The organism is Streptomyces sp. NPDC031497, assembly GCF_055580905.1.
On the sequence record NZ_JBVIKO010000004.1, the window covers coordinates 111,501 to 128,699 of the forward strand.

14 protein-coding genes are annotated in these 17,199 nt (G+C 70.9%); 3 read left to right on the top strand and 11 right to left on the bottom strand.

The window, feature by feature from the left end; genetic code table 11:
- Positions 1-7: 7 nt before the first annotated feature.
- The 6 genes from ACZ5K7_RS09165 to ACZ5K7_RS09190 all read right to left on the bottom strand — a co-directional run bounded on the left by ACZ5K7_RS09165 (position 8) and on the right by ACZ5K7_RS09190 (position 7,023).
- Positions 8-1,357 (bottom strand): ABC transporter permease, encoded by a 1,350-nt coding sequence (locus tag ACZ5K7_RS09165; RefSeq protein ID WP_468912126.1) that lies wholly within the window; start codon positions 1,355-1,357, stop codon positions 8-10.
- Positions 1,354-2,295 (bottom strand): ABC transporter ATP-binding protein, encoded by a 942-nt coding sequence (locus ACZ5K7_RS09170; protein ID WP_468912128.1) that lies wholly within the window; start codon positions 2,293-2,295, stop codon positions 1,354-1,356. The genes ACZ5K7_RS09165 and ACZ5K7_RS09170 overlap by 4 nt, the downstream gene beginning before the upstream one ends.
- Positions 2,296-2,420: 125 nt before the next feature.
- On the bottom strand, positions 2,421-3,266 hold the full coding sequence (locus ACZ5K7_RS09175) for a DMT family transporter (RefSeq protein ID WP_351706772.1): 846 nt from the start codon (positions 3,264-3,266) through the stop codon (positions 2,421-2,423).
- On the bottom strand, positions 3,263-3,778 hold the full coding sequence (locus tag ACZ5K7_RS09180; RefSeq protein ID WP_351706775.1) for a YbaK/EbsC family protein: 516 nt from the start codon (positions 3,776-3,778) through the stop codon (positions 3,263-3,265). Before ACZ5K7_RS09180 ends, ACZ5K7_RS09175 begins: the two co-directional genes overlap by 4 nt.
- A gap of 277 nt (positions 3,779-4,055) precedes the next feature.
- Positions 4,056-6,290, bottom strand: a complete 2,235-nt coding sequence (locus ACZ5K7_RS09185; protein WP_351706778.1) for an MMPL family transporter — start codon at positions 6,288-6,290, stop codon at positions 4,056-4,058.
- Positions 6,291-6,414: 124 nt separating this feature from the next.
- Positions 6,415-7,023 (bottom strand): TetR/AcrR family transcriptional regulator, encoded by a 609-nt coding sequence (locus ACZ5K7_RS09190; protein WP_351706781.1) that lies wholly within the window; start codon positions 7,021-7,023, stop codon positions 6,415-6,417.
- 194 nt (positions 7,024-7,217) lie between these two features.
- Between ACZ5K7_RS09190 and ACZ5K7_RS09195 the strand changes: the two genes are divergently transcribed.
- Positions 7,218-10,664, top strand: coding sequence for a S41 family peptidase (locus tag ACZ5K7_RS09195; protein ID WP_468912131.1), 3,447 nt, complete (start codon positions 7,218-7,220; stop codon positions 10,662-10,664).
- A 65-nt stretch (positions 10,665-10,729) separates the two neighbouring features.
- On the opposite strand, the gene ACZ5K7_RS09200 is transcribed toward ACZ5K7_RS09195, so the two are convergent.
- The 4 genes from ACZ5K7_RS09200 to ACZ5K7_RS09215 form a co-directional block, all read right to left on the bottom strand.
- Entirely contained in the window at positions 10,730-11,020 is a 291-nt protein-coding gene (locus tag ACZ5K7_RS09200) for a hypothetical protein (RefSeq protein ID WP_468912133.1), read from the bottom strand.
- Positions 11,021-11,116: 96 nt separating this feature from the next.
- Positions 11,117-12,001, bottom strand: a complete 885-nt coding sequence (locus tag ACZ5K7_RS09205; protein WP_351706790.1) for an SDR family oxidoreductase — start codon at positions 11,999-12,001, stop codon at positions 11,117-11,119.
- On the bottom strand, positions 11,998-12,954 hold the full coding sequence (locus tag ACZ5K7_RS09210; protein WP_351706793.1) for an alpha/beta fold hydrolase: 957 nt from the start codon (positions 12,952-12,954) through the stop codon (positions 11,998-12,000). Before ACZ5K7_RS09210 ends, ACZ5K7_RS09205 begins: the two co-directional genes overlap by 4 nt.
- A complete protein-coding gene (locus tag ACZ5K7_RS09215) occupies positions 12,951-14,489 on the bottom strand; it encodes a flavin-containing monooxygenase (protein ID WP_468912136.1) in 1,539 nt (512 codons plus the stop codon). Before ACZ5K7_RS09215 ends, ACZ5K7_RS09210 begins: the two co-directional genes overlap by 4 nt.
- A gap of 232 nt (positions 14,490-14,721) precedes the next feature.
- Between ACZ5K7_RS09215 and ACZ5K7_RS09220 the strand changes: the two genes are divergently transcribed.
- The gene (locus tag ACZ5K7_RS09220) at positions 14,722-15,342 is read left to right on the top strand and encodes a MerR family transcriptional regulator (RefSeq protein WP_468912590.1); all 621 of its coding nucleotides are present in this window, start codon (positions 14,722-14,724) and stop codon (positions 15,340-15,342) included.
- Positions 15,343-15,627: 285 nt separating this feature from the next.
- Here the strand turns inward: ACZ5K7_RS09220 and ACZ5K7_RS09225 are convergent, their stop codons facing one another.
- Positions 15,628-16,452, bottom strand: a complete 825-nt coding sequence (locus ACZ5K7_RS09225; RefSeq protein ID WP_468912137.1) for an exodeoxyribonuclease III — start codon at positions 16,450-16,452, stop codon at positions 15,628-15,630.
- Between the two features lie 59 nt (positions 16,453-16,511).
- Between ACZ5K7_RS09225 and ACZ5K7_RS09230 the strand changes: the two genes are divergently transcribed.
- Positions 16,512-17,018: a GNAT family N-acetyltransferase gene (locus ACZ5K7_RS09230; RefSeq protein WP_468912139.1), complete on the top strand. Its 507-nt coding sequence runs from the start codon at positions 16,512-16,514 to the stop codon at positions 17,016-17,018.
- The last annotated feature ends 181 nt before the right edge of the window (positions 17,019-17,199 follow it).

Genomic DNA, 17,199 nt, shown 5'->3' on the forward strand with positions numbered 1-17,199 from the left:
GTTCCCTTCAGTGGGTGTCAAGCAGTTCGACGTTGCCGTCGAACTGCCACAGCGGATTCGGGGCGTCACCGGTCGCGGTCCGCACCAGGAAGTAACCGTTGACTTCCTTGGGACCGTCACCGTCCGCCACGAACCGCCCGTCCGAGGTGATGTCGAGCTGGTAGATCGCCGTCCCCGTCACCGAGACGCCGGGGAGGTGCCAGCTCACAACGCAACGCCAGTCGTTCCCCGCGCCCTCCTGGGCGGCCTGGCCGTCGCTCTTGGTACACGCCGCCGTGGCCCCCAACTGCTTTTCGGTGACGGCGGGTCGATGGAGTTCCTGCGTCTGCAGGCGATAGAGGTGCGCGAAGACCGTGGCGAGGGACTTCTGCACCTTGTCCTGTTCGATGCCGGAGCCCGTCGAGGGGGTGCCCACGGCGACCGCCCCGACGGTGACGGCGGTCAGCGCGGCCAGCGGCAGCACGCCGAAGGTGAACGCGCGGCGCCCGGAACCGTCGTAGGCCGGATTGGTGAAGTCGCGCCGCACGAACAGCACATAGGCCAGTACGGTCGCGAGCACCGCCCACACCAGGCTGACCGCGACGGCGGTCAGGAGCGGGGCGAGCTGGGCCGGGCTGGTGAACAGGCCGTTCCAGGAGATGAAGGCGTAGGTGGGCAGGGCGAGGCGCACGGCGACGGGCAGCGGCAGCATCTGGGCGACCGACATCGCGAGCGCGACGATCGGGGGCAGCAGCAGCCCCATCGGGGAGCGGCCCAGCGCGACCGACCCGAGCAGTCCGATCGCGGCGAGGGCAAGCGTCGGTGCGAGGGCCGCGATCCAGGAGAGCAGGACCCGGCCGGCCGCGTCCCCGGGCGTCAGCAGATGCCCGTCCAGTCCCACCAGGGGCTGGTTGCCGACCGCCGCCAGTCCGCCGACCGCGCTGGAGACGGCCAGTCCGGCCACCAGCAGCAGGATGACGGTGAGGCTGGCCAGTGCCTTCGCCGCGAAGATCCGCGCGGGCGAGCGGACCGCCACCAGCAGATGACGCCAGGTGCCCAGGCGGTCCTCGGAGGCGAACACGTCACCGGCGACCACCGAGGTCAGCAGCGGCAGCGCCCAGGTGCCCGCGAAACCGAGCATGACCAACGGTCCGGCCCAGCCAGTGGCATGCATCCAGCGGCCGAAGAGCGTGTCGGAGGGAAGCGTGCTCTGCTGGCTCACCCCGGCGACGAAGAGCGCCGGCGCGATCCAGCAGGCGAGGACCAGCAGCCGGATCCGCCACTGCGAGACCAGCTTGACCAGTTCGAAGCGGTAGCCGCGCGACACCGGGACACGGCGGGCCGCAGTCGTGCTCGGGGCGACGGTGGTCGCGGTCATCGGCCGGTCTCCTCTTGGTCGGTGAGGGCGAGGAACGCGGCCTCCAGCGGTGATACGACGGGGGCGAGTTCGCGCACCGCGACGTCCGACCGCACGACCTTCGCGACGAGTTCGTCGAGGGCGGGCACCAGAGCGCGTACGACGAGTACGTCGGCGTCCTGTCGTACGCCGCTGTCGTCGACGATCCGGATGCCCGCCGTGTCGGCGGCGATCCGGCGCGCGGCCTCGGGGTCGGAGGCGCGCAGCCGGTAGTCGAGTTCACGGTTCTCGGCGACCAGCTTGCTCAGCGGGCCGGAGAAGACGACGCGTCCGGTGGCGAGGATGGTGACCTCGGAGCACAGCGCCTCCAGGTCGTCCATGCGGTGGCTGGAGAGCACCACGCCGGTTCCCTCGGCGGCGAGCCGGGTGAGGACGCCGTGCACATGTCTCTTGCCGGCCGGGTCCAGGCCGTTGGACGGCTCGTCGAGCACGAGCAGCCGGGGCCGGGTGAGCAGGGCGGCGGCGAGCCCCAGCCGCTGGCGCATGCCGAGGGAGAAGCCGCGGGTCTTGTCGTCGGCGACATCGGTGAGCCCGACCTCGCCGAGCACGCCGTCGATGCCCGCCGTCCCCGTGTCCAGGCCGCGAAGGGCCGCCAGCGCGGCGAGGTTCTGCCGGGCGGTGAGCGAGGGGTAGAGACCGGGCGCGTCCACGAAACCGGCGACACCGTCGGGGGCGGCGAGCGTCCGCTCGACCGGCGTGCCGAGGATCTCCAGTCTGCCGCCGTCGGCGACGGCCAGCCCCAGCAGCAGACCGAGCAGCGTCGTCTTGCCGGCGCCGTTCGGTCCGACCAGACCGTGGATCTGGCCTTGCGTCACATCCAGGTCCACGCCGTCAAGTGCAACGACATCGCCGAAGCACTTGCTGATCCCGCGGGCCCGGACTGCGTGGAGTGTGTCCATGAGTCCCGTGCGTCCCTTCATTCGCAATCCGCAGGGACCTTACGGAGAACACACAGCCCGGATACAGGCGCTCAGCTGAACGTTCGAAGAACGGTTCGTCAAGGCAACGACAATATGGCCGCCCGTCAACCGGCGTGCAGCATCAGCCCGATACCGACGACCAGGAGACCGGCCGCCGCGATCCTGGGCGTCCCGAACCGCTCCTTGAAGAACACCGCGCCGATGGCCGCCCCGACGATGATCGACGACTCGCGCAGCGCGGCGACCGGTGCGAGTTCGGCGCGCGTCTGCGCCCACAGGACCAGTCCGTAGGCGAGGACGGACAGCAGAGCGCCCAGCAGTCCCAGCGCCGCGAACGGGCGTGCCGCGGTGAGCAGTTCGCCGCGTCTGCGAACGAGGGCGTACGCCGGGATGGCCAGGCCCTGAAGGGCCATCAGCCAGGCGATGTAGCCGGCCGGGGAACCCGAGGCGCGCACCCCCAGGCCGTCGAGGACGGTGTACGCGGCGATGGACAGGCCGGTGGCGAGGGCGGCCCCGACCGCCGCCCAGTCGGGCCTGCGGCCGCGCAGCCCCCACAGCGCGATCCCGAAGAGCCCGGCGCAGGACACGGCGATCCCCGCGGCCGCCAGGGCGTTGGGGACCTCGTGCACGAACACGGCGGCGAACAGCGTGACCAGCAGCGGTGCGGTGCCGCGCGCGAGCGGATAGGCCTGTCCGAAGTCGCCGAGTCGGAAGGAGAGCATCAGCAGCGCGAAGTAGGCGACATGGACGACCGCGGAGGCGATCAGATACGGCCGTGCGCCGGCCGCCGGGACCGCCGCGAACGGCATCAGCAGCAGCCCGATCAGCACGCCTCCGGCGGCGATCAGCGAGGAGCCGACGAGTTTGTCGGTGATCCGGTGGGCGATGGCGTTCCAACTGGCGTGCGTGACCGCGGCGCACAGGACGGCCGCGGTGACCAGTGGGCTCACGCGGAGGGCTCGCGCACGTCCACGACGGTGGCGCCGGCGTGCCCGACCAGGGCGCCGGGCGCGATCGGGAAGACGGCGTGGGGGTTGCCGGCGGCGGCCCACACCACGTCGTGCCGCAGCAGCGCCCGGTCTGCGAGCACGCGCGTGCGTGTACGGTGCCCGAACGGCGGCACGCCCCCGATGGCGTACCCGGTCGTCTCCCGTACGACGTCCGCCTTGGCCCGGGTGACCTTCTGGGCGCCGAGTTCCTTGCGCACCAGCTCCACGTCGACGCGGGAGGCGCCGTCCATCAGCACCAGCACCGGCACCCCGTCGGCCGCGAAGATCAGCGACTTGCAGATCTCGCTCAGTTCGCACCCGATCGCCGCGGCGGCCTCGGCGGCGGTACGGGTCGCGTCCGGGAACCGCCGGATCCGGGAGGTCAGCTCCCCCAGCCCCAGTTCGTCCAGGGCGGCGGCGAAACGGGGATGGGCTCCGAAGCCCCCGGCGTCGGCGTCGGCTGTCGTCGTCATGGAGGGCACGCTAACCAAGCGGACGAAGTGACGGCGAATGGTTAACGCGTGATCCGTGCCGGTCACGGAGTACGACCACGCGGGGAGGGAACCTCGTGGAGATCACGATCAAACCGGGCGCCGTGCCGGTCGGCAGCGTCGCGTCGGGTTCCGTTCCCGGCCGGACGCCGCCCCAGCCGGCGCTCGCCCTCCGCGGCCGGTTCATCGGGTACGGAAAAGCCGGTGAGGGCGCCCCGTCCCCACGGGCCCTCACCGGCGGTCTTTCACGAAGTGCGCGTCAGGCGCGTACCAGCTCCCGGTCCTCGTCGTCCTTGCCGGAGTCCTCGCCGGCGTGCTTGTCGGACAGGGCGCGCAGGCCCTCGCCCTCGACGTCGACGTTGGGCAGCAGGCGGTCCAGCCACTTCGGCAGCCACCATGCGCGCTTGCCGAGCAGGGCGAGTACGGCGGGGACGATCGCCATGCGGACGATGAACGCGTCGAAGAAGACGGCGATCGCGAGGCCGAAGCCGATCATCTTGATCATGGACTCGCTGGAGCCGATGAAGCCGGAGAAGACGGCCATCATGATGACGGCGGCGGCCGTGACGACCCGTGCGCCGTGCTTGAAGCCGGTGACGACGGCCTGGCTCGGCTTCTCGCCGTGGACGTACGCCTCCCGCATCCGGGTCACGAGGAACACCTCGTAGTCCATGGCGAGGCCGAAGACGACGCCCACCATGAAGATCGGCATCATCGACATGACCGGGCCGGTCTCCTCGACGCCGAGCAGGCCGGACAGCCAGCCCCACTGGAAGACCGCGACCACGGCGCCGAGCGCCGCCATCACGCTGAGCAGGAAGCCGAGGGCGGCCTTCAGCGGGACCAGGATCGAGCGGAAGACCACGATCAGCAGGAGGAAGGCGAGGCCGACGACCAGGACCAGGTAGGGGATCAGGGCGTCGTTGAGCTTCTGCGAGACGTCGATGTTCATCGCCGTCGAGCCGGTGACCAGGACCTTGGCGTCCGTGTCGGCGGTGATCTCGGTGCCCTGGTCGCGGATCGCGTGGACCAGGTCCTCGGTGGTGGTCGAGGACGGCTTGGAATTAGGGATGACGGTGATGGTCGCGGTGTCGCCGGCCTTGTTGGGCGCGGCCGGGGTCACCGTGACGACGTCCTTGAGGCCCTTGATCTCGCTGTCGACCTTGTTGAACGCGGCCTTCGGGTGGGCGCTGTCCTTGGCGTCGACGACGACCATGAGCGGGCCGTTGAAGCCGGGGCCGAAGCCGTCGGAAAGCAGGTCGTAGGCGCGGCGCTGGGTGGTCGAGGTCGGCTGGGAGCCGTCGTCGCCGAGGCCCAGCTGCAGGGAGGCCGCGGGGACCGCCGCCGCGCCGAGGCCGACGACACCGAGCAGCAGCACGGCGACCGGGCGCCGTACGACGAAGCTGGCCCACCGGGTGCCCATGTTGGGCCTGTCGGCGTGCTTCTTCTTCGCGCGGCCGCCGCCGAGCAGCTTGCTCTTCTCGCCGGTGGGCTTGATCCTGCGGCCCGCGAAGCCGAGCAGCGCGGGGATGAGGGTGAGGGCGATCAGGACGGCGACGACGACCGTTCCCGCGGCGGCCACCCCCATCTTGGTGAGCATCGGGATGTTGACGACGGAGAGTCCGACCAGGGCGATCACGACCGTCAGACCGGCGAAGACGACCGCCGAGCCCGCCGTACCGACCGCGCGGCCGGCGGCTTCCTCGCGTTCGCGGCCCTCGGTGAGTTCCGCGCGGTAGCGGGAGACGATGAACAGGGCGTAGTCGATACCGACCGCGAGGCCGATCATCGTGGCCAGGGTGGAGGTGGTGGAGCCCAGGTCGAGGGCGCTGGCCAGGGCCGTGATCGTGGAGACGCCGATGCCGACGCCGATGATCGCGGTGAGCAGCGGGAATCCGGCCGCGAGCAGCGAGCCGAAGGTGATGACCAGGACGACCGCGGCGATCGCGATGCCGATGACCTCGCTGGAACCGGTCTCGGGCGTGGCGCTGAGCGCGTCGCCGCCGATCTCCACGGTCAGCCCGGCGTCCCGAGCGTCCTGCGCGGCCGCCTTCAGGGCGTCCCGTGAGGAGTCCTCCAGTTCCATGCCGGAGACCTTGTACTTGACCGAGGCGTACGCGATCGTGCCGTCCTTGCTGACGGCCTTGCCCTTGTAGGGGTCGGCGACCGAGTCGACCTCGGAGCCGTTGGACAGTTCCTTGACGGTCTTCTTGACAGTCGCCTTGTTGAGCTTGTCCGTCATCTTCTCGCCGGCCGGCGCCTTGAAGACCACGCGCGCGGTGGCGCCGTCGGAGCTGGTGCCCGGAAAGCGCTGGTCCAGCAGGTCGAAGGCCTTCTGGGCCTCGGTTCCGGGGATGGAGAAGGAGGTGTTGCCGGCTGCGGGGGCACTGGCCGCGCCGACTCCCGCGAGGGTGAGCAGCGCCACCCATATGAGGGCGACGAAGTGCCGTCGCCTGAAGGCGAGCCGGCCCAGTTTGTAGAGGAACGTGGCCACGAGGGCGTACTCCCGGTCAGGTCGTGGGGTATTCAGGGCAGGGGTGATCAACCCGGTGGGTGGCAGGGGTGATCGGCCCGACGACGTGAGCGAAGGCGTCAGGTGGGCTGGCTGTGGGGAGGGGTCAGCCGGTGATGGGCGCGCGGAGTGCGGGGAGCACCACGGCGTCGATGTACGACAGGAGGAAGGCCTGGTTGGGCGGCTGCTCGTCGATCAGGGAACGGGCGGCGAACCCGCCGATCATCATGTGCATCACGAAGTCGATCGCCGGGTTGTCCGCACGGACCTCGCCCCGGTCGATGGCACGCCGCAGCACCTGGTTGAAGTCGGCCATCTCGGGCCCGATCAGATGCTCCTTGAACGCTTCCAGGAGGTCCGGGTTGCCATGGACCGCCATGGCGAGACCTCGCATCAGCGCGGAGTTCTGCTCCATCTCGCAGTCGTCCGAGCGCAGGGTGAGGGCATGCAGATCGCCCCGGAGCGAGCCGGTGTCGATCTTGCTGAGACCCGCGCCCCCCGGCTTGGTGTGCCGTACCGCCTTGGCCACCAGTTCGGCCTTGCCGCCCCACTGGCGGTAGAGGGTGGCCTTGCTGGACTTGGTGCGAGCGGCGACGGCGTCCATGGTGAGGGCGTCGTAGCCGACCTCACGGAGCAGGTCGAGCACGGCCTCGTACAGCTCCGTCTCGCGCTCGGGCGTGATCCGGCTGCGACGCGCCGTTGCGACCTCAGCCATGTCACTCACCCTTCCCTGTTCCGTCGGCACCTGATGCGTACATCGTGCATCGTGCACCTCGCTGCGTACATATTGAAGATACCCCGGGATCCATAGAAACGAAACCGTTTCGTACGTGTGCTCTCTCACGTGCGTCCGCCACGCGCGCGTGCCCACGAGTTGCCTGCCCCCTGTACCCGGAAAAGCATGGGGAGGTGAGCTATCTGCGCATGCCGCATCTCCACGGTGACCTGTTGTGCTTCGTGGCCGAGGACGACCTCTGGCTGACCTCGCTGGACGCCCCGGGCCGCGCCTGGCGGCTCACCGTCGACCGCACCAAGGTCGGCCATCCGCGCTTCTCGCCGGACGGCCGTCAGGTCGCGTACACGAGCTGGCGCAGCCTGGTGCCCGAGATCCACCTGGTCGACGTGGACGGCGGGCCCGGGCGGCAGCTGACGTACTGGGGCAGCGCCGACACCCAGGTGTGCGGCTGGACCCCGGAGGGCGACATTCTCGCGGTGGCCTCCCATGGGCAGCCGTTCTCCTATTTCACCTGGGCCTACAAGGTGTCCCCCGACGGCGACCCGGGCCGCAAACTGCCCTGGGGGCCGGTCGCCGACATTCAGGTCGCCGACATCGAGGGCGAGCGCAGGACTCTGCTGCTCACCGGCACCCCGCCGCACGAACCGGCCGGCTGGAAGCGCTACCGGGGCGGCGCCATGGGCCGGCTCTGGCTGCACGGGCAGCGGCTGCTCGCCGGCATCGACGGCCATCTGCACTCCCCGATGTTCGTCGCCGGCCGGATCGCCTTCCTCTCCGACCACGAGGGCGTCGGCAACCTCTACTCCTGCGCCTACGACGGCTCCGACCTGCGCCGCCACACCGACCACGACGCCTTCTACGCCCGGCACGCCGCCAGCGACGGCGCCCGGGTGGTGTACCAGTGCGCGGGCGACCTGTGGCTCGTCGACGACCTCGGCCCGGACTCGGCGCCGCGCAGGCTGGACGTACGGCTGTCCGGGCCGCGCGCCGGGCGCCGCCCCTACCAGGTACCGGCCGCCCAGCACGTCGACGGCGTCTCCGTCGACGAGACGGGACGGGCCAGCGCCGTCGTCGTACGCGGCAGCCTGTACTGGCTCACCCACCGCGACGGCCCGGCGCGCACCATCGCCGACACGCCGGGGGTACGGGTGCGGCTCCCGGAGATGCTCGGCTCGACCGGGCAGATCGCGTACGTCACGGACGCCGGCGGCGAGGATGCGGTCGAGATCGCCCACCTGCCCCGGGCGAGCGGCGACCGCCCACCGCGCCGACTGGCCTCCGGGAAGCTGGGCCGGGTCCTTGAACTGGTGTCGGACCCGCTGGGCGAGCGGCTGGCGGTGGCGGCGCACGACGGACGGCTGTTGTTGATCGACGTGTCCGAGGATGTTGAGGGCGACGGGGCATCTGTTGATTCCGTCGACACCGTCAATGCCGTTGATGCCGTTGATGCTTCCGAGGCTGCCGATTCCGACGTTCCGGCTGGCTCCGTTGATTCCGTTGGTTCTGTTGATTCGGCCGCTTCCATTGACGGTATTGACCATGTTGATGCCACTACCCCTGGCGGCATTGATTCTGTTGACGGCGAAAGCTCCGACGGCGTGGTCACCGAGTTGATCCAGTCGATCAATGGTCCGGTCCGTGATCTGGCCTTCTCACCGGACGGGTCATGGTTGACCTGGTCGCATCCAGGCATCGGCCGTTCGCTGCGGCAGATCAAGCTGGCCCGCATCAGCGACCGGCTCGTCATCGACGTCACCAACGGCCGGTTCGAGGACGAGAACCCCGTCTTCACCCGCGACGGCCGCTATCTCGCGTTCCTGTCCTGGCGCGGTTTCGACCCGGTGTACGACGTGCACACCGGCGACCTGTCCTTCCCGCTCGGCTGCCGCCCCTACCTGGTCCCGCTCTCGTCGGCGACCCCCTCCCCCTTCGCCCTCAGTCCCGACGGGCGACCGGCGGCGGGCGGTCTGGACCCCGTCGAGGACGAGGAGCCCGGCGAGGGCGGCGCGGTCACGGTCGAGGTGGAGGGACTGGAGAACCGGGTGACCCCCTTCCCGGTCGCCGCCTCCAAGTACTCGGCGCTGTACCCGGTCGCCGGCGGCGGTCTGGTCTGGCTGCGCTGGCCGATCTCGGGTGCGCTGGGCGAGACCTTCGTCAACCCCGCGGACACCAGCGGCCGGCCGACCCTGGAGTACTTCAACATCACCAAGGCGAAGAAGTCCGAACTCGTGGACCACCTGGACTGGTTCACGGTCAGCGGCGACGGCAGCCGCCTGGTCGTGGTCGACGAGGGCGAGTTGCGGGCCGTGCCGTCGACCGAGTCCGGCGACGCCGACTCGACCGTCTGGATCGACCTGCGCCGCATCCTGCACCAGGTCGATCCGCCCGCCGAGTGGCGGCAGGCGTACGCCGAGGCCGGCCGGCTCATCCGCGACTACTTCTGGGACCCCGGAATGTGCGGCATCGACTGGGACGGGGTCCTCGACCAGTACCGTCCGCTGGTCGAACGGGTGGCCTCCCCCGACGAGTTCGCCGACCTCCTGCGCGAGGTCCTCGGCGAACTGGGCACCTCGCACGCCTATGTCACCCCCGCCCGCCGCAACGAGGGCCCACCGCACTACCAGCGCTTCCAGGGCCTGCTCGGCACCGACTTCGTACGCCGGGACGGCGGCTGGACGGTCAAGCGGATCCTGCCCGGCGACTCCTCCGACTCCAAGGCGCGGTCACCGCTGGCGGGCACGGGGATCCGGGAGGGCGCGGTGCTCACGCACGTGGACGGCAGGCCGGTGGATCCGGTGACCGGCCCGTATCCGCTGCTCGCGGGAGCGGGCGGTACGACGGTGGAGCTGACGTTCGTGCCGGGCGACGGCGAGCCTGGGCCGCCGCGCCGGGTCGCCGTCCTCCCGCTGATCAACGAGCGGCCGCTGCGCTATCAGGACTGGGTGGCCAAGCGCCGTGCGGTGGTACGGGAGTCGAGCGGCGGCAGGTGCGGCTATCTGCACATCCCGGACATGGGCGGGTCGGGCTGGGCCCAGTTCAACCGCGATCTGCGCATGGAGGTCTCGCGCCCCGCGCTCATCGTCGACGTGCGCGGCAACGCGGGCGGCCACATCAGCGAACTCGTCGTCGAGAAACTCACCCGGACCATCCTCGGCTGGGACCTGACGAGGGACGCGCAGCCGGTGTCGTACGCCTCCAACGCGCCGCGCGGCCCGATCGTCGCGCTCGCCGACGAGGCGACCTCCTCCGACGGTGACATGATCACGGCCGCGATCAAGCTGCTGCGGCTCGGCCCTGTGGTCGGGCAGCGCACCTGGGGCGGGGTCGTCGGCATGACCGGGCGGCACCGGCTGGGCGACGGCACGGTGATCACGGTGCCGATGAACGCGGCCTGGTTCGAGGACTACGGCTGGTCCGTCGAGAACCACGGCGTCGCCCCCGACGTGGAGGTCCTGCGCACCCCGATGGACTGGGCGGAGGGCCGCCACGTCGAGATGGACGACGCGATCCAACTGGCCCTGGACCTCCTGACCGACCACCCGGCGGCGCTCCCCCCGGACTACAGCGAGACCCCGGACAGATCCCGCCCGAAGCTGCCCCCGCGGCCGACGGCCCCCTGAGGCGCCGCAGGGCGCCCTCCGCAACGGAGGGCGCCCCACATACTTCGGCCGAGCCAGGACAACGACTACGCGTCGTAGTCCTGGTTGAACCGGTCCTGCATCTCCTGCTCGGTGTCGTCCATGTTCTGGCGGCCGCGCTCACGCATCTGCTGGCCACGCTCCTGCGTCGCCTGCTGACCACGCTGCTGCGTCGCCTGCTGACCACGCTGCTGCGTCGTCTGCCGGCCACGCTCCTGCGCCGTCTGCCCGCCGTGCTCCTGCGCCGGCTGCTGGCCGCCGCGCTGCTTGGCCTGCTCCTGGCCTTCGCGGATCTTCTGCTTGGCCTGACCCTGCGTCTTGCCGGCCTTGTCCTTCATACCCATGTGGGTTCACTCCCGTGGTGGGTGAGGGGGATTGGCCCATCTGTGGGGCCTCGACCAGATTCACACGGGGCGCTACAGCCCGCATTTCGATCAGTGACGGTGCGTAGCGCGCGCCTCCTCGTCAGCCGCCCCACCTGCGCCGACGAGCCCGGTGCGGATGCCCTGCAAGCGGGGCGCGAACCGCTTCATCTCGCGCTGCCCGACCGTCCCGATCAGCGCCGGCAGGTACCCGCGCACGCCCTGCATCCCGCGCAGCCACCACTGCCCGTACACGTGTGCCGAGCGCCGCTCGATCCCGGCCACGATCCGGTCCACCGCAGGTCCCAGCGGATACGTCTTGTTCGACGGCCACGGCAGCCGCTGCCGCAGCTCCCGCATCACATCGTCCTGGTCGGCGCCGCGCACCATGTCGGTGTCCGTCCAGGACAGATACGCGACCCCGACGCGCACCCCCTGGTGGCCGACCTCGGCGCGCAGACTGTGCGCGTACGCCTCCACACCCGCCTTGGACGCGCAGTACGCCGTCATCATGGGCGCCGGCGTGATCGCGGCAAGCGACGCCACCTGCAGCAGATAGCCCCGGCTCTCCGTGAGCACCGGCAGGAACGCGCGTGCCGTCACCGCCGAGCCGATCAGGTTGACCTCGATCACCCGCCGCCAGGCCTCGGGATCCGACTCGGCGAACGGACCGCCGTTCGCCACCCCGGCATTGGCCACCACGATGTCGGCCTTCCCGAACCGCTCCTTGACCTCCCGCGCCACCCGGCTCATCGCCTCGTGATCGGTGACGTCGGCGTACCAGTACGCACTGTCGGTGTGCAGCCGCCCGGAGACCTCCTTGAGCGCCTCCTCCTCCAGCCCGACCAGCGCGACCTTCGCCCCGCGCGCGGAGAGCTTGCGGGCGAGCAACTCGCCGACCCCGCGCGCCGCTCCGGTGACGACGGCGACCTGTCCTTCGAGACCGACCCTGCTCATGAGCCCTCCTTGATCCGCCCGGGCGCCTCGGCGCCGGCTCGGCCGGGGGTGTCCGTCACATACGCGGTGACCAGTTCCCGGATCTTTCCGTTGACCAGTTCCGGCGCCTCGACCGGAGTCATGTGGCCCATGCCGGGCAGCTCGGTGAGACCGAGGGAGTGCGGCAGTGCTGCGGCCAGCGCGCGGGCGTGCAGAGGGGGCGTGAGCCGGTCGGACGCGCCGCTGATGACCGCCGTGGGCGCGCGCAACTCCCTTACGCCGTCGTCGAGGTCGAGATGCGCGAGAACGAGCGCCCAGGCGTGGCGCACGGCGCGCGGGCAGGCGTGCACGATCCGCGTGCACGCTTCCACCATGTGCGGGGTGGAACCGGCGCCCATGGTGGCGTACTTGAGAATGCTCCGGGCGACGGGCGTGACCGGTCCGAGCGGGGCGCGCGATGCCAGGACGTGCGCCGTGAGCCAGGTGCGTACGGCCCCGGCACGCAACGGTATGACGCGCGCCTCCGCGACCAGCCGCGAACTGCCGGTGCTGCACAACAGGACCGCGGCGGCGTGCTCGCGGAAGCGCGGACGCGCCGAGGCCGCCATGACGCTCATGCCACCCATGGAGTGCCCGACGATCACGGCCCGCTCCCCGCGTGCGAGCGTGTGCGCGAGGACCGCTTCGAGGTCGTCCGCGAGCGCCTGGGTGGTGCACGCGGGGCTCGCGGGACTGCGCCCGTGCCCTCTCTGGTCGTACGCGATGACCCGGTGGTCGGCGGCCAGTTCCCGTATCTGCGCCGCCCAGAAGGCGGTCGAGCAGGTCCAGCCGTGGGCGAGGACGACGGGGGGCGCGTTCTCGGGGCCGTGCACCTCGACGTGGAGGCGCGCGCCGTCGGCGGAGACGGCGGTGAGTTCGCGCGTGGGCGCGGGTGGCGCGTACGGCCCGGTGGTCACGTGGGTGAGCCGGCTCACGCGCCCACCTCCGCACCGGACTTGGCGCCGCGCGCGCCGTGCGCGCCGTCCGCGCCGCTGGTCAGGGGCGCGCGGACCACCTCGTACTCCGCGAGATCCACCCGCTGGGTCGCGCGCCGGAACTCCGTCGTCGTGCCGGGCCAGATGGTGGTGTTGCGGCCGCTCGCGTCCAGGTACCAGCTGGTGCAGCCACCGGTGTTCCACACGGTGCGCTTCATGCGTTCCTGGACCTTGTGGTTCCAGGCGGCCACGGCGGCGGGGCGCGCGTCGAGGGCCGCACGCCCCCCGAGGACACGGAGCTGGCGCAGATAGTCGGCCATGTAGTTCAGCTGGGACTCGATCATGAGGATCATGGAGGAGTTCCCGAGGCCGGTGTTGGGCCCGATGATCGTCATCCAGTTGGGGAACCCGGCGGCAGCGGCACCGCGCAGCGCCTCCATGCCGCCCTTCCAGGCCTCCGCGAGGGTCCGTCCGTCGGCGCCGACGACCCGCTCGGCGATGGGCATGTCGGTGACGTGGAAGCCGGTACCGAAGATGATCGCGTCGACCTCGGCGGTGGTGCCGTCGGTGGCCACCACGGTCGATCCGCGGATCTCGCTGAGCCCGCTCGTCACCACGTCCACGTTGGGCTGCGCCAGCGCCGGATAGTAGGTGCTGGACAGCAGGATCCGCTTGCAGCCGATGCGGTAGTCCGGGGTGAGCTTGGCGCGCAGCGCGGGGTCCTTGATGGCACGGGCCATGTTGCGCTTGGCGAGGCTCTCGACCAGGCCGAGTTCGTCGGGCCGCTTGGTGAATGCCTGGACCTGGAGCTCCCGGATCCCCCACAGGAACCCGCGCCGGGCCTGGGTGGTGAAGGGCAGCGCCCGGTGCATCCGGCGCTCGGCGGCGCTGATGGCGCGGTCCACGCGGGGCATCACCCACGGGGGCGTGCGTTGGAGGAGAGTGAGTTTCGCGACCTCGGGCTGGATGGCGGGCACGATCTGGATCGCGGAGGCGCCGGTGCCGACCATGGCGACCCGTTTGCCGCGCAGGTCGTAGTCGTGGTCCCAGCGGGCGGAGTGGAAGACCTCGCCGGGAAAGGAGTCCAGCCCCGGGATCTCGGGGATCTTCGGGTCGGACAGCGGCCCGGTGGCGGAGACGACGACGTCGGCGGAGAGCGAACCGGAGGCCGTCTCGATGTCCCAGCGCAGTTTCTCCGGGTCCCAGGTCATCCGCTTGACCTCGGAGTCGAAGCGGAGGTGGGGCCGCAGCCCGAAGACATCGGCGACGTGTTCCAGATAGGCGCGGATGTGCTCCTGCCCGGAGAAGGTGCGCGGCCAGTCGGGGTTGGGCGCGAAGGAGAAGGAGTACAGGTGGGACGGCACGTCGCAGGCGCACCCCGGGTAGCTGTTGTCCCGCCAGGTGCCCCCGACGCTGCCGGCCCGTTCCAGGACGACGAAGTCGGTGATCCCCTCCCGGCGCAACCGCACAGCCGCGCCGAGTCCGCCGAACCCGGACCCGATCACCGCCACCCGTACCTGCTCGTGCTGGGCCATCCGGAGCCTCCAGGCATCGACCATGATTACGCCAGTGAACGCTGGCACGATTGGACTGTAGAGCAGCTCCGTACTGATGGGTAGGGGTCGGTCGGAGGACGTTCGCATCAGCGGCTCCGCCGCGGGTACCGGCGGTACAACATAGGCTTCGCACGTGGCAGACGACGGTGGACGAAGCACCTCCGCGGACCGCGGCCGGCTCCCGGGCCAGGGCGGACCGCGCGAGTACCGCATGGAGGAACTGGCCCGCCTGGCCGGCATCACCGTGCGCACGCTGCGCTTCTACCGCGAGCGCAAGCTCATCCCGCCACCCCGCCGCGAGGGCCGTATCGCCTGGTACGACGACCACCACCTGGCCCGCCTGCGCACGATCTCGGCGCTCCTGGATCGCGGCCACACCCTGAACGGCATCGCGGAGCTGGCGGAGGCCTTCGACCACGGCCGCGACGTGGCCGACCTGCTCGGCGTCGGCACCCCCACCGAGGAGGAGCCGGTCCGCCTGACCCCCGAGGAACTCGCCGCCCGCTTCGAGGGCGAGGCCACCCCGGAGAACCTGGCCGCCGCCCTGGACCTCGGCTACCTCGGCACCGACGGCGACGACATCGTCCACATCAGCCGCCGTCTGCTGGACGCCTCGGAGGCCCTGGTCCGCGAGGGCTTCCCGCTCGCGGAGGTTCTGGCGGCGGGCCGAGGCGTCCGCGAGCACGCCGACGCGCTCGCCGAACTCTTCGCCGACCTCGTCCTGCGCCACGGCCCCGAGGAGGACATGGAGCGCCTGCGCCCTCTGGCGCGGAGCGTGGTGGAGGCGGAGATGTCCCTGGCCCTGGACCGGCGGCTGCGCAAGAGGGGCTAGATCACCGATCGCGAACATCACTCCTTCGCTTTCCGGTGAATGTTCCTCGTGATGATGTTCGCGCTCCGAGAGCGAGATCGAAAAGACCCCGGCGGCTGTGCGACCAGCCCCGGAGTACGGCCGGCCCTGCCTGGCAGCGTCCACGTGCCCAGGCGTGGCCCTCAAGCGACTCCGCCCACCTCACCCCGCCCTCGCCGGCCCGGCAGCGCGCAGTCGTCCGGCTCACCGCCCTGGACCGGACACCTCACGTCTGGCCTCGGCACGCGGCGAGGGCACCGGTCCGCGTCACATCTCGAAGACCACCGTCACAGGCGCGTGATCCGACCACCGTTCATCATGGCTGGCCGCCCGCTCCACGACTGCCTTGACGGCACGGGCGGCCAGCCCAGGGGTCGCCACGGCGAGATCGATCCTCCAACCCGAGTCGTTGTCGAAGGCCCGCCCCCGGTAGGACCACCAGGAGTACGGCCCCTCGACCTCCGGGTGCAACGCGCGCACGACGTCGACGTACCCGCCGTCGGCCGGATCCAGGACGCTGCCGAGCCACTCTCGCTCCTCCGGCAGGAAGCCGGAGTTCTTGGTGTTGCCACGCCAGTTCTTCAGGTCGGCCTGCCGGTGGGCGATGTTCCAGTCGCCGCAGACGACGACCTCGCGCCCGTCGGCGGCGGCCCCCTCGCGCAGCCCCTTCAGGTAGGCGAGGAACTCGCCCATGAACCGGACCTTCTCCTCCTGCCGCTCGGTACCGACCTCCCCGGAGGGCAGATACAGGGAGGCGACGGTGACACCGGGCAGGTCGACCTCGACATAGCGCCCGCTCGCGTCGAACTCGTCAGAGCCGAAGCCGACCCGCACGCCGTCCGGCTCGCGCCGGGTGTACAGGGAGACACCCGCACGCCCCTTGGCGGACGCGGGGGCGTGTACGACGTGCCACCCGCCGGGCGCGCGCACCTCCTCCGGGAGCTGCTGCGGCTCCGCGCGCACCTCCTGCAGGCAGAGCACGTCCGCGGAGGTCTCCGCGAGCCACTCCACGAAGCCCTTCTTCGCGGCGGCCCGCAGTCCGTTCACATTCACCGTGGTCACAGTCAGCACCAGGGCACGATACCGGCACACTGGTACGCAGTACCGATGCCCATCGCGTTCCTCGCCTGCACGAATATACGATGCCTTACATGAATATACGTCGCGTTGCCTTCGACCACCCCGACGCCATCAAGCTGAACGACGAGGTCCAGGCCGAGTACCACCTGCGTTACGGCGACGGTGGCGACGCCACGACCCTCGGCCCGGCCGACTTCGCATCGCCGAACGGTGTCTACCTGATCGCGTACGACGAGTCCGACCGCCCCGTGGCCACCGGCGGCTGGCGCAGCCAGGATGAGAACGGCGAGGGCAACGAGGACGGCGACGCCGAACTCAAGCGCATGTTCGTCATCGAGGGGATGCGCGGGCGGGGCCTGGCCCGCCGCATGCTCGCGGCCCTGGAGGACGACGCGCGCACGGCCGGCCGCCTCCGTATGGTCCTGGAGACGGGCACCAAGCAGCCGGAGGCGATCGCCCTGTACACCTCCAGCGGTTACGAGCCGTGCGTGAAGTTCGGCTACTACCGCCACTACGAGTCGAGCCGCTGCTACGCAAAGACCCTGCGGGGCGAGAAGACCCTGAGGGGCGACCTGTAATCCACGTCACGCTGGTCGTTCGACGGGCGCCACTTGAGGCGGGAACCCGGCGCCGGGCGTCGGGCGGATCGTGGCGCCGCCACGTCAACCCCAACTGCCCTACCGATCCGGCCGGGTGGCCGCCCGGCCCTCAGCCCTGGACCAACTCGTCCTTCGGCGGCATCCGCCCGGTCGGGAGACC